At 72.2% G+C, this 12,322-nt stretch carries 10 protein-coding genes; 7 read left to right on the top strand and 3 right to left on the bottom strand.

The genetic code is table 11. The features are described from left to right. The first annotated feature begins 17 nt into the window (after window positions 1-17). Entirely contained in the window at window positions 18-3,884 is a 3,867-nt protein-coding gene (locus ACWH95_RS07885; RefSeq protein ID WP_454120491.1) for a fibrinogen-like YCDxxxxGGGW domain-containing protein, read from the top strand. A gap of 61 nt (window positions 3,885-3,945) precedes the next feature. Here the strand turns inward: ACWH95_RS07885 and ACWH95_RS07880 are convergent, their stop codons facing one another. Continuing rightward, complete coding sequence (locus ACWH95_RS07880; protein WP_136044633.1) at window positions 3,946-4,338, bottom strand: SIP domain-containing protein; 393 nt, start codon at window positions 4,336-4,338, stop codon at window positions 3,946-3,948. A gap of 115 nt (window positions 4,339-4,453) precedes the next feature. Here ACWH95_RS07880 and ACWH95_RS07875 point away from each other — a divergent pair, with 115 nt between their 5' ends. From ACWH95_RS07875 to ACWH95_RS07850, 6 genes are read left to right on the top strand one after another with little or no spacing between them, the layout of a single operon-like run. Continuing rightward, window positions 4,454-4,957 (top strand): type 2 periplasmic-binding domain-containing protein, encoded by a 504-nt coding sequence (locus ACWH95_RS07875; protein WP_247982738.1) that lies wholly within the window; start codon window positions 4,454-4,456, stop codon window positions 4,955-4,957. After that, complete coding sequence (locus tag ACWH95_RS07870; protein WP_136029334.1) at window positions 4,954-5,931, top strand: cation transporter; 978 nt, start codon at window positions 4,954-4,956, stop codon at window positions 5,929-5,931. Before ACWH95_RS07875 ends, ACWH95_RS07870 begins: the two co-directional genes overlap by 4 nt. Beyond that, complete coding sequence (locus ACWH95_RS07865; protein WP_454120489.1) at window positions 5,928-6,827, top strand: alpha/beta fold hydrolase; 900 nt, start codon at window positions 5,928-5,930, stop codon at window positions 6,825-6,827. The genes ACWH95_RS07870 and ACWH95_RS07865 overlap by 4 nt, the downstream gene beginning before the upstream one ends. Window positions 6,828-6,836: 9 nt before the next feature. Further along, on the top strand, window positions 6,837-7,100 hold the full coding sequence (locus ACWH95_RS07860; RefSeq protein WP_136029330.1) for a glutaredoxin family protein: 264 nt from the start codon (window positions 6,837-6,839) through the stop codon (window positions 7,098-7,100). A 30-nt stretch (window positions 7,101-7,130) separates the two neighbouring features. Further along, window positions 7,131-8,522, top strand: coding sequence for an MFS transporter (locus tag ACWH95_RS07855; protein ID WP_454120488.1), 1,392 nt, complete (start codon window positions 7,131-7,133; stop codon window positions 8,520-8,522). A 26-nt stretch (window positions 8,523-8,548) separates the two neighbouring features. Further along, entirely contained in the window at window positions 8,549-10,342 is a 1,794-nt protein-coding gene (locus ACWH95_RS07850; RefSeq protein WP_454120487.1) for an aldehyde dehydrogenase family protein, read from the top strand. A gap of 10 nt (window positions 10,343-10,352) precedes the next feature. Here the strand turns inward: ACWH95_RS07850 and pip are convergent, their stop codons facing one another. Next, window positions 10,353-11,327, bottom strand: a complete 975-nt coding sequence (gene pip, locus ACWH95_RS07845; RefSeq protein WP_378803324.1) for a prolyl aminopeptidase — start codon at window positions 11,325-11,327, stop codon at window positions 10,353-10,355. A gap of 68 nt (window positions 11,328-11,395) precedes the next feature. Continuing rightward, entirely contained in the window at window positions 11,396-12,280 is an 885-nt protein-coding gene (gene ypfJ / locus ACWH95_RS07840) for a KPN_02809 family neutral zinc metallopeptidase (RefSeq protein WP_447652706.1), read from the bottom strand. Window positions 12,281-12,322 lie beyond the last annotated feature (42 nt).

Genomic DNA, 12,322 nt, shown 5'->3' with positions numbered 1-12,322 from the left:
ATCAGGAAGGAACAACAATGACCAGAAGCACGCAGAGGGGCTCCGCCCGCGCGGGCGCCCTCGTGGGGATCGCGACGGTCGCGGTCCTGGCGGGCTCGCTCCTGGCGCCACTCGGCGCCTCAGCGACCGAGAACGCGCTCGACGCGAACGCGCCCGTCGGGAACGCGGCGACCGAGAACGCGCCGACCGAGAACGCTCCGGTGGCGGGCGCCAGCGCACCGGACGGGCTCACCCCGGAGACCGCGGCCGCCTCCTGCTGGGAGATCAAGCAGAACAACCCCGGGTCGGCGGACGGGGTGTACTGGTTGGTCACGCCCACGCTCGTGGACCCGCAGCAGTTCTACTGCGACCAGACCACCCTCGGCGGAGGCTGGGTCATGATCGGCCGCGGACGCGAGGGGTGGAAGGAGAACTACAACGGCGTGGGAACGCCCGAGCAGATCACCACGACACCCTCGGGGACGGCCGCTTTCGCGCCGGCACAGCTGCCGGCCAAGACCGTCGACGGGCTCCTCGACGGCGCCCGTCCCGACCAGCTCCCTCCGGACAGCATCCGCGTGCACCGCGCATCGGCCGTCGACGGCAGCCGGTGGCAGGAGGTTCGCTTCAGCCTCGCGCGCCGCGACCGCTGGAACTGGACCATGGCCGGCGGCAACCCGATCAAGGACTGGATCATCGGCGGCTTCACCGGCACCGGCGGCTGGACGGGTGCCGTCGGCTGGGGCGGCCCCTCACAGTCGGGCTTCGGGCACGACACGGGATGGAACGGCTCCTACTTCGCCCAGCGGCAGTCGCACCGGTACCTGATGGGCTGGTCGTACGGCGCCGAGATCACCGGACAGGACACCCCGACGTCGTACCTGTGGGCCCCGGCGGGCGCCGGCTTCGCGATCCCCTTCGCGCAGATGTTCGTACGGCCGCAGCTGAAGCTCGCCGATCTCGACTTCGGTACCGTGCCCGCCACGGGCACGGCCGCCTCGACGCTGCGCTCGATCCCCGACAGCAACGCCCAACGCACCGTGTGGGGTGTCTCCGGCCTCGCCAACGGCAAGGACGGGGAGCTCAACGTCGAGGTCGCGGAGTTCGGCCAGGTCGGGAACACCGTGTTCGCCGGAGGGAACTTCCGGTATGTGCAGCAGTCACGAGACGGCGCCGGACGGGTCGAGCAGCCGTACCTCGCGGGCTTCGACGTGAACAGCGGACAGTGGGTGTCGACGTTCCGGCCGCAGCTCAACGGACAGGTCAAGGCGATCGCCGCACTGCCGGACGGACGCGTGGCCATCGGCGGCCAGTTCACCCAGGTCGACGGCACCCCTCAGGTCGGCCTCGCGTTCCTCGACCCGGCGACCGGCCGGCTCTCCGGGCCGCAGGTGGCCGTGCAGAGCCGCGCCGTCGGTGCCGTGCCCTCGGTGCACGACCTGGACGTGAAGAACGGCTACCTCTACGTCGCCGGGGCCATGACGCATCTCACGGCCGTGGGCTCGGGAAAGAGCGCGAGCGCCTGGAACGGCGGTCGCATCCTCCTGTCCACCAGCACCCCGGACACGAACTGGAACGCGAACCTGAACGGCACGGCCATCGCGGTAGACGCCTCGGATCGCGGTGACCGGACGTACTTCTCCGGCTACTTCACGCGGAAGCAGACGACGTCGACGCCGAGCGCCGTCGCGCTGCAGACCGTGGCCGGCGCTCCGCTGGTATCGCCGCTGTGGGTCCCGACGTTCAGCGAGGCGACCATCGACGCGAACGGCAACTATCAGGGCTACATCTGGCAGAACGGGGTGACCGAGGTCGGCGACCGCGTGTATCTCGGCGGTTCGCAGCACTCGCTGTTCTCCTACGACCGCTCCACCTTCCAGCTGGTCGGCGGCTCGATCGCGCACGAGGGCGGCGACATGCAGACCGTCGACGACAACGGGTCGGTGGTCATCGCGGGCTGCCACTGCGGCGACGAGGTCTACCAGGACAAGTACCTCAAGCGGGAGATCACGGAACCCTGGACAGAGGTCGACAAGATCAACCTCGCCGGAGCCTGGGACGCGGCGACCGGACACTACATCCCCGACTGGTCCCCCGTGGTCCGTTCGCGTGCGGGGCAGGGCGTGTGGGGCTCGTTCTTCGACAGCACCGGGACGCTGTGGGTCGGCGGCGACCTGACCGACTCGATGCGGGCGGGTGGCGTGAACCAGTGGTCGGGCGGCTTCATCCGCTTCGCCCCCCGCGACAGCACCGCGCCGACGACACCCGGTCCGATCTCCGCGACGCCCACGGCGAGCGGGGATCAGCAGGTGCTCACGTGGGGCGGCTCCACAGACGCCGGTGGCGGGCTCGTGTACGAGGTGCTGCGCGGCAACCGCGTCGTGGCGACCACCACGGCCGCGACCTATACGGCACCCGTCACCGCCGAGCCGACGAACTGGTTCGTGCGGGCGCGCGACGCGGTGGGCAACCGGTCGGCCAGCACGGCCGCGTTCACGGTCCAACCCGCTCCAGCGTCGGCGCTGACCCTGATCGGCAACGGCGACACGTGGTCGTGGCGGTCATCCACGGACCCGCTCCCGTCGACCTGGTCGGAGGCCGACTTCGACGACGCGGACTGGACGGTCGGCCGGGCACTGTTCGGCCGCGGCATCAGCGGCGCCACCACCGACCTCGATCCGTCCGACGCCGCGACGAAGCCGGTGAGCGCGCAGTTCCGGAAGAGCTTCGCGGTGCAGGACGCCGCCTCGGTGGTCGACGGCACCGTCTCGGTCATCGCGAACGACGGCGTGATCCTCTACCTGAACGGGAAGGAGCTGGGGCGCGTGCGGATGCCGGACGGCACCCCGACGCAGAACACGACGGCGACCGCGGTGGTCTCGCAGAAGACCGCGTCGGGAGCGAGGTCCGTGTTCTCGGTACCGGCGGGCACCCTCGTCGACGGCACCAACGTGCTCGCGGCGTCGGTCCACGCCAACTACCGGGCGACACCGGACCTCGGCTTCGACCTCGCCTTCACGGCACGGCGCTCCACCGCGCCGGGCCCCGTGACCGACCTCACGGCCACCGCCACCGCGGATTCGGCGACACTGTCGTGGACGGCGCCGGCGAGCGCGAACACGGCCGCGTCGTATGTGATCACGCGGGGCGGGGACCAGGTCGGAACCGTCGCCGCGCCGGAGACGGCGTTCACGGAGACGGACCTCGCGGCCTCGACGGCGTACGAGTACGGTGTGACGGCGGTCGGCGCGGACGGCGAAGCCTCACCGGTCACCGCCGTCACCGCCACGACGACCGCGACGGCCCCCGACCCTGTTCCGGATCCCGACGCGGGCGGCGACCAGAAGGCCGATCCCGATCAGGACGCCGCTCCCGACGCCGATCCGGCGGCCGACGCGGTGACCGTCGCCGAGGGCTCCACCTGGTCGTGGCGCTCCTCGACCGAGGCGCTCCCGGCCGACTGGAACGCCGTCGGGTTCGACGACTCGGGCTGGAGCACGGGTGAGGCGCTGTTCGGCCGGGGCGTGACCTCCGCGACCACCGACCTCGGCGCGGGCGGTGACACCGCACCGCTGAGCGCCCAGTTCCGGCACACCTTCACCGTGGACGACCCGGCGGCGGTGCACGACGGCTCGGTCACGGTGGTCGCGGACGACGGGGTCGTGCTCTACCTGAACGGGGTCGAGCTCGGGCGGAGCAATCTTCCCGACGGCGCGATCACCGCGGAGACGTACGCCACGGCGGCGCCCCGGGCGACGACCGCGGCGGCCCACCGCGTCACCTTCACCGTTCCGGCGAAGCTCCTCGCGAAGGGAGAGAACGTGCTCGCGGCATCCGTGCACGCCAACTTCCATCTCTCCCCGGACCTGAGCTTCGATCTCGGACTGACCATGCCGCGCGGCTGAGGTCAGGTCAGGACCAGAGGGCGTCCTTCCCGATCCGATCGGGGAGGGCGCCCTCGTCCGCTCAGTTCGCGACGCCGAGCAGGCTGCGTGCCATCCGGGCCACGTGCGGCGGGGTGTGCGGACCGAGCCAGACCGTCCAGTGCTCGGGCGGCTCCGTGCAGGTCCATTCGACGCACCACGCATGCACGGCACGGGCCAGCCGCTCGCCGCGCGCGTGAGCCCTGATCCCCTCGTCGCGGACGAGCCAGCGCACGGAGACACCGGCGGGGGCATCGATGTGCCGGCGCGGAAGATGAGCGGCGGCCTCCAGCAGGATGACGCCCTGCGCGTCCCCCGGCAGCCGCGCCGCGATCCCGGCGATGACGCCCGCGTCCGCCGCATCGCCGGCCACGAGCACCACCCCCACGAGGTCGTCCCAGTCGGGGTCGTCCCGGTGCTCGCACGCGCTGCTCATGAGACCACCATAGGTAAGGATACCCTTACCTATCAAGACCCCACCGGGCTAGCGCGCACAGCCATCGCCGTCAACAGTGTTGTCGGCCGTCGTGGACCCCGCGAGGCTGAGCGCCGTGAGTAGGAGTTCCTCGGATCGACCCGCCCGCGCCGGGCGCACCGCCGCGGCCGTCGCCGGGCTGCTGATCGCGGCACTGCTGTCGGGCTGCGGGATCACGGTGCCCAGCGACCCCGACGGCACGTTGAACGCCGTGACGGGCGGCGAGCTGCGCGTCGGGACCTCCCCCGACGGAGACCTCGTCGAGTTGTCCGGCGACGAACCCCGAGGACCCGTCGTCGACCTCGTCGACGGCTTCGCGGCGCACCTCGATGCCGAGACGACCTGGACCGTCGCGTCGGAGGAGACCCTCGTGCGCATGCTCGAGCAGGGCGACCTCGACCTCATCGCCGGCGCCCTCACCCCGGACACCCCGTGGATCGACAAAGCAGGAGTCACGCGCGGCTACCCCGGCATCGACGGCGCCGGCGACCGCGAGCTCGTGATGCTCGTGCCGCTCGGGGAGAACGCCTTCCTCTCGGCGCTCGAGTCGTACCTCGACCGGAAGGTGGGGTCGCCATGACGACGACCGGGCAGTTCGGACGGACGACCCTCCCGGACGAGCAGCAGCGCGCGATCCGGAAGGCGGTGCGGTGGGAGGTCTTCACGATCGTCTACACCTCGGTGACGATCGCCGTGATCGCCCTCGTGGTGGGCGAGTCGCAGGCCATGCGCACCGCGTGGATCGAGGACATGCTCTCCCTCATCCCGCAGGTGGCGTTCCTCACCGCGCTGCTCTTCGTGCGCCGCCGCCCCACGCGGAAGCACCCGTACGGGCTGCACAGGGCGATGGGTGTCGGTCACCTCGTCGCGGGTGTCGCCCTCCTCGCCGTGGGCCTCAACCTGGCGATCGAGGCGGTCACGGGGCTCATCTCCGGCGAGCACCCCACCATCGGCACGGTGCAGCTGTTCGGGCAGACCATCTGGCTGGGCTGGCTCATGGTCGCGGTCATGGTCGTCGTGATCGTCGGACCCGTGTTCTTCTACGGACCGGCGAAGTCGAAGCTGGCGCCCGTGCTGCACAACAAGCTGCTCTACGCCGACGCCGACATGGCGAAGGCCGACTGGCAGACGACGGTCGCCTCGATCGTCGGCGTGCTGGGGGTGGGCATCGGCATCTGGTGGCTGGACGGCGCTGCCGCCCTGTTCATCTCGCTCGGCATCATCTGGGACGGCTTCCGCAACACCAGGACCGCGATCGTGGATCTGATGGACCAGCGCGCCCGCACGTACGACAGCAAGAACCCGCACCCGCTCGCGGGCGACATCGTGTCGTATCTGCGCAGTCGTCCGTGGGTCGCCGAAGCCGCCGTGCGCATGCGCGATCAGGGTCAGGTGTTCCACATCGAGGCCTTCGTCGTGCCGCGCCGGGGCAAGGTCACCACGCACGACCTGTCCGCCGCGGCCGCCGGCATCACCGATCTCGACTGGAAGGTGCAGGACGTCGTGATCGCCCCGGTGGAGAAGCTGCCGGACGAGGCGGACCCCGGGCGATGACGGACGGCGAGCTGTTCCCGGGGTTCACCGAGGAGGTCGTGCGCACCGGCGCCTCCGACCTCTTCGTGCGGCACGGCGGCTCCGGGCCCCCCGTCGTCCTGCTGCACGGTCACCCGCGGACCTCCGCAACCTGGCATCGCGTGGCCCCGCTCCTGGTCGAGCAGGGGTTCACCGTGATCTGCCCCGACCTGCGCGGTTACGGTCGCTCGCGCGGACCCGCGCCCACGCCCGACCACTCCGCCCACTCGAAGCGGGCGGTGGCGGAGGACGTCCGCGGCGTCGTACGCCACCTCGGCCACGAGCGCTTCCACCTCGCGGGGCACGACCGGGGCAGCTACGTCGCGCTGCGTCTCGCCCTCGACTCCCCGGAGGCGGTCGAACGCGTCGCGCTGCTGGACTGCCTCCCGCTCACGGAGCACCTCCGGCGCGCCGACGCCCGCTTCGCGACGCGGTGGTGGCACTGGTTCTTCTTCGCGCAGCCCGACATCCCCGAGCGCGTGATCGGGGCCGACCCGGAGGCGTGGTACGCGCCCAAGGCGGATCCGGAGACCATGGGGGCCGCGAATCATGCGGAACTCGTCCGCGCCGTGCACGACCCGTCCGTCGTGCGCGCGATGCTCGAGGACTACCGAGCCGGCCTCACGATCGACCGCGCGCACGAGGAGGCGGACGCCGCCGCGGGGCACCGCCTGCGGATGCCCGCGCTCGTGCTGTGGTCGACGCGCGACGACCTGGAGGACCTCTACGGCGACCCGGTCCGCATCTGGCGGGACTGGGCCGACGACGTGCGCGGGCACGGCATCGAGAGCGGCCACCACATGGCGGAGGAGGCCCCGGCACCCCTCGCCGCGGCGCTGGCCGCCTTCTTCGGCGCCACCCCCGCGGCGCGGACGTAGGCTGGAGGCATGACCTCACCCGTCTCCGACACCATCACCATGTTCGGCGCCGACTGGTGCCGCGACTGCATCCGCACCAAGAAGCAGCTCGACGAGCTGGGCGTCGCGTACACGTACGTCGACCTGGTCGCCGACCCCGCTGCCGCGGACATCGCGAAGGACATCTCGGGTCGCACCAACATCCCCGTCGTGGTGTACCCCGACTCGACCCACCACGTCGAGCCGTCGAACGCCGACGTGGAGTCGAAGCTGCGCGAGCTCTCGCTCATCTGACCGGCCCCATCGCGCCGCTACACTGGCGCGATGAGCACCGAGGCTCGACCCGACCGCGACCCCGCCCGGCTGTCCCCCCGCACGATCGCGCTGTACGCCGTGGGCTCCGTCGGCACCGGCGGCTACGCGACGCTTCCCGGCCTGGTGCTGACCTACTTCCTCACCGACAACCTCGGCGTCGCCGCCCTCGCGGCCGGCCTGATCGTCACGCTCGCGAAGGTGTGGGACGTGCTGATCGATCCGCTGATCGGTGCCGCGTCCGACCGGCAACTCGCCCGCACCGGCTCTCGCCGCGGGTTCATGGTGGTCGGCGCCGTCACGCTCCCGGTGTTCTTCGCCCTCACCTTCGCGGTGCCGCCCGCCTGGGGTCCCGTGGCCGGGGCGCTCTGCGTGCTCCTGGCCTTCCTCGCGACGGCGACCGCGTTCAGCCTGTTCCAGGTGCCCTACGTCGCGCTGCCCGCCGAGCTGACGTCCGGCTACGACGAGCGCACGCGACTGCTGGGCTGGCGCGTGGTGGTGCTGACGGCCGCGATCCTGCTGTTCGGTGCCGGTGGTCCCGCACTCCGGACGGCCGCGCCCGACCCGGTCGCCGGGTATCTGCTGATGGGCGTCGCGGCGGGACTCGCGATCGGCGTCGGCATGCTCATCGCCTCGCGCACCGCCGCCGCGACCGGCGACGACCCCGCACGGCCGCGGGACCCGGAGGCATCGTCGGCGTGGCGGGAGCAGTACCTGTCCGGGTTCCGGGCGCTGCGCCGCAGTCAGCCGTTCCGCGCCCTCCTCGCCACGTTCCTGCTGCAGGCGCTCGCGACCGGCACGATGCTGGCCGGGGCCCAGTACGTGGCGACGTGGGTCCTGCGCTCGGAGGACGCGGTCACTCTCGTGTTCGTCGCCCTGGTCGGCCCGGCACTGCTGGCGACGCCCGCGTGGACGGTGGTCGCGCGGCGCCTCGGCAAGGAGCGGGCTTTCGCGATCGCCAGCTGCCTGTTCCTGCTGGCCGCGCTCTCCCTCGTCGCCGCGGTGTGGTCGCCCGGCGGGTGGATGTACGCCGCGGTCGCCGTGGCCGGCATCGCGTACGCGGGCCTGCAGTCGCTGCCGATGGCGATGCTGCCCGACGTGATCTCGCACGACGAGCGGTCGAGCCGCCCCGGACAGGCCGGCACGTTCACCGGCATCTGGACCGCGGGCGAGACGGTGGGCTTCGCGCTCGGAGCCACCGCCGTCTCGCTCACTCTGGCCGCGACGGGATACGTCTCGACCGTCGCCGGGGAGGCGGTCGTGCAGCCGCCCGCCGCGATCACCGGCATCGTGCTGAGCTTCAGCGTGCTGCCCGCCGCACTCATGGCCGCGAGCCTGGCGACCCTCCGGCGCTACCGGCTGCGCCGGGAGGACATCGAGGCGCTGCAGACCACCGACGCCTAAGCTGGGACCGTCCGAAGGAGACGCCGATGACCCCTGCGCGCACGACAACGCCCGACTCCGACGCCACCGCCGCGACGGCCCCCGCCTCTCCCCCGCTGGGTGAGGGCGAGCAGGAGCGATTCGACACCGCGATCGAGGAGCTGCGCACCGGGACGCAGCTGTGGGCCGCGCTCACGATCGCCCAGCGCGCGACGCTGCTGCGACAGGTGCGCACGAGCGTCGCCGCGACCGCGGAGGACTGGGCGCGCACCGCCGCCGCCTCCAAGGGCCTCGACGCCCGGCACCCGCTGCGCGGCGAGGAGTGGCTCAGCGGTCCGTACAGCGTGCTCGGCGCGCTCGACGCCTCCATCGCCACGCTGACCCGCCTGGCCGATGGACGCAACCCGCTCGACGGCGTGAAGGTCGACCGCGCGCCGGGCGGCCGCGCCCGCGTGCACGCGTTCCCGCTCACGGGGATCGACCGCTTCCTGCTGTCGGGCTTCACGGGCGAGGTGTGGCTGCGGCCGGGCACAACGCCGAACGCCGCGCGGGCCAGGGCGGGACTGGCGCAGCGCACGCCGGCGCTGTCCGGCGGCGTGGGGCTCGTGCTCGGCGCCGGCAACGTGACCTCGATCCCCGTGCTCGACGTGCTGTACGAGCTGCTGGCGCACAACCGCACGGCCCTGCTCAAGGTCAATCCCACGCAGGACCCGCTGGTGCCGGTGTACAAGCGCGCGCTCGCCCCGCTGATCGAGCCCGGCTTCCTGCGGATCATGCGCGGCGGCCCGGCGGCGGGCGCCTACCTCACGCAGCACCCCGGGATCGCGCACGTGCACATCACCGGATCGGCCGCGACCTTCGACACGATCGTGTGGGGCCCCTCCTCGGGCGAGGGCGCCGCGGCGACGAAGCGGCGGCGGCGTGAGAACCGCCCGCTGCTGAAGAAGCCCATCACGGCCGAGCTCGGCGGCGTCTCCCCCATCATCGTGGTGCCCGGCCCGTGGACCGATGCCGACATCGCGTATCAGGCCGAGCACATCGCCACCATGCGGCTGCAGAACAGCGGGCACAACTGCATCGCCGGTCAGGTCGTGATCCTGTCCGCGGACTGGGATCGCGCTGACGCGTTCCGTGCCGCCCTGCGCCGCGCGTACGCCAACGCACCGGAACGCCCGACCTGGTACCCGGGTTCGGCGTCGCGGATGCAGACCGCCACCGACGCCTACCCCGACGCGCTCGTGCTCGGCGACCGCCTGCTCGTCGAGGTCGACGGCGACGACGACGCCACGGCGCTGGAGAACACCGAGTACTTCGCCCCCGTGCTGGGCGTGGTGAGCCTGCCGGGCACGGGACAGGCGTTCCTGGACGCGGCGGTCGCGCACGCCAACGAGAAGCTGCAGGGCACGCTCGGCGCCAATCTGCTGATCGACCCGGCGACCGAGAAGGCGCTCGGCAGCGGGTTCGACCGGGCGCTCACCGCGCTGCACTACGGCTCGATCGCGATCAACGGCTGGACGGCGTTCGGCTTCATCACACCGACCCTCACGTGGGGGGCGTTCCCCGGCAGCACGATCGACGACGTGGGCAGCGGCATCGGCGTGGTGCACAACGCGCTGCTGCTCGACGACGTGGAGCGCTCGGTGCTGCGCGGCCCGTTCCGCCCGTTCCCCCGCTCCCTGCCGGTCCTGAACGGTGGCGGACGAGCGACCATCCTCCCGAAGCCGCCGTGGTTCGTGTCGGCCCGCACGGGCGCCGAGGTGAGCGAGGGTCTCACCCGGCATCGCGCGAACGGCGGTGTCGGCGGGCTGCTGGCGACGCTGACGAAGGCCCTGCGCGCCTGACGCCGCGGGGTCAGGCCTCCGCGCGGAACCGGTCGGTCGCGGCGCGGAGCGCGGCGCTGATCCCGGGCTCCGTGGCCGCGTGACCCGCATCGTCGACCACCACGAACTCGGCCTCCGGCCACGCGCGGTGCAGATCCCACGCGGTCATCATGGGCGTCGCGACGTCGTGCCGACCCTGCACGATCACGGCCGGGATGTGCCGGATCGCGTCGACGCCCGCGATCAGCTGTCCCTCGTCCCACCAGCCGCCGTGCACGAAGAAGTGGTTCTCGATGCGCGCGAACGCGGTCGCCCGGCGCGGATCCGACATCGCCGCGATCTGCTCGGGGTCGGGGCGCAGCGTCACGGTCGCGGCCTCCCAGGTCGACCACGCGATCGCGGCGGGCACGTGCACCGCGGGGTCGGGGTCGAACAGCCGCCGGTGGTACGCCTCGATGAGCCGCGAGCGCTCCAGCACCGGGATCGGGGCGATGAACCGCTCCCACAGGTCGGGGAAGAGCGCCGCAGCCCCGCCCTCGTAGAACCACTCGAGCTCCGCGCGGCGCAGGGTGAAGATGCCGCGCAGGACGAGCTCGGTCACCACCTCCGGATGCGCCTGGGCGTAGGCGAGGGCGAGGGCGCTGCCCCACGAGCCCCCGAACACCTGCCACCGCGGGACGCCGAGGTTCTTGCGCAGCAGCTCGAGGTCGGCGATCAGGTGGGCCGTCGTGACGTGCCGAAGATCGGCGTCGGGCTCGCTCGCCGACGGGGTGCTGCGTCCGCACCCGCGCTGGTCGAGCAGCACGATGCGGTAGGCGTCGGGGTCGAAGAACCGGCGCTGCCACGGCGACGTGCCACTGCCGGGGCCGCCGTGCAGGAAGACCACCGGCTTGCCGTCGGGGTTGCCGCTGACCTCCCAGTACACGCGGTGGCCGTCGCCGACGAGCAGCTCGCCCGTGTCGTACGGCTCGATCGCGGGATAGAGTCCCTCGGTGTTCGTCATCATCGGCCCCCCAGCCGGTCGTGCAGTCGTGCGATCTCCACGGTAGCGGAGCGGTCGCCGCCGCCCGGGATCTACGGGTCGAGCTGGTCGGCGGGCAGCGTGAAGACCTGCCCGCACGCCTCGAGTCCGTTGGCGTAGCCCTCCGCGAACCAGCGCTGCCGCTGCTCGCTCGAGCCGTGCGTCCAGCTCTCCGGGTTCACGAAGCCGGACTGCTCCTGGATGTGGTCGTCACCGACAGCGAACGCCGCGTTGAGGGCGTCGACGCGCTGCTCCTCGGTCGACGGCTGCAGGTACGGCACCCCGTTGGGATCCGTGCTCTTCGACATCTGTCCGATCCACGCCCCCGCGTAGCAGTCGGCCTGCAGCTCGGTGCGCACCCCGTTGCTGCCGGGACCCGTGCCGTTGTTCGGGTACTGGTCCATGACCCCGGTGATGTACTGGATGTGGTGGCCCCACTCGTGGCCGACGATGTAGAGCTGCGCGAGGTTGCCGGCGGTCGCCCCGAACTGCTGCTGCATGAGCTGGAAGAACGTGGGGTCGATGTAGACCGTCTCGTCGCCCGGGCAGAAGAAGGGGCCGACGGCGTTCGACGCGGTGCCGCAGGCCGTGGCGGTCGAGCCGTCGACGACGATGAGCTGCGGGGCACGGTACCCCTCGACGTGGTCCTTCCAGAACGCATCGAGCGCGAGCTGCGATCCGGCCATGCGGCAGTCGACGTCGGCGTTGGCGTCGGCCCCCGTGTCGCAGTTCTCGATCACCGACCCCTCGGCGGGACCGCCGCCGCCGCTCGGTGCCCCTCCGCCGACGAGTCCGGACAGGTCGATCCCCAGCAGCGGACCGGCGATGAGGGCGAGCAGGCCGAGGACGCCGATACCGGTGCCACCGGCGATCGCAGCCGTGCGTCCGCGACGGCGCGTGGTGTTGCCGGAGAGGTCGGCATCGGGATTGAACGTCATGCGTCGAGGGTACTCCGCGCACCCCCGCGCCGACGGTCGTAG

The sequence above is a fragment of the Microbacterium sp. NPDC055502 genome, from assembly GCF_053643635.1.
Note: the sequence above shows the minus strand (reverse complement) of the source record. Positions and strands in the feature narration are given on the sequence as shown.

What these genes read in the sequence shown, in the direction of transcription:
- ACWH95_RS07855 (WP_454120488.1), top strand. Translation starts at nt 7,131, where the DNA reads ATGAGCACCGAGGCTCGACCCGACCGCGACCCCGCCCGGCTGTCCCCC.
- ACWH95_RS07865 (WP_454120489.1), top strand. Translation starts at nt 5,928, where the DNA reads ATGACGGACGGCGAGCTGTTCCCGGGGTTCACCGAGGAGGTCGTGCGC.
- ACWH95_RS07850 (WP_454120487.1), top strand. Translation starts at nt 8,549, where the DNA reads ATGACCCCTGCGCGCACGACAACGCCCGACTCCGACGCCACCGCCGCG.
- pip (WP_378803324.1), bottom strand. Translation starts at nt 11,327, where the DNA reads ATGATGACGAACACCGAGGGACTCTATCCCGCGATCGAGCCGTACGAC.
- ACWH95_RS07870 (WP_136029334.1), top strand. Translation starts at nt 4,954, where the DNA reads ATGACGACGACCGGGCAGTTCGGACGGACGACCCTCCCGGACGAGCAG.
- ACWH95_RS07880 (WP_136044633.1), bottom strand. Translation starts at nt 4,338, where the DNA reads ATGAGCAGCGCGTGCGAGCACCGGGACGACCCCGACTGGGACGACCTC.
- ACWH95_RS07885 (WP_454120491.1), top strand. Translation starts at nt 18, where the DNA reads ATGACCAGAAGCACGCAGAGGGGCTCCGCCCGCGCGGGCGCCCTCGTG.
- ACWH95_RS07860 (WP_136029330.1), top strand. Translation starts at nt 6,837, where the DNA reads ATGACCTCACCCGTCTCCGACACCATCACCATGTTCGGCGCCGACTGG.
- ypfJ (WP_447652706.1), bottom strand. Translation starts at nt 12,280, where the DNA reads ATGACGTTCAATCCCGATGCCGACCTCTCCGGCAACACCACGCGCCGT.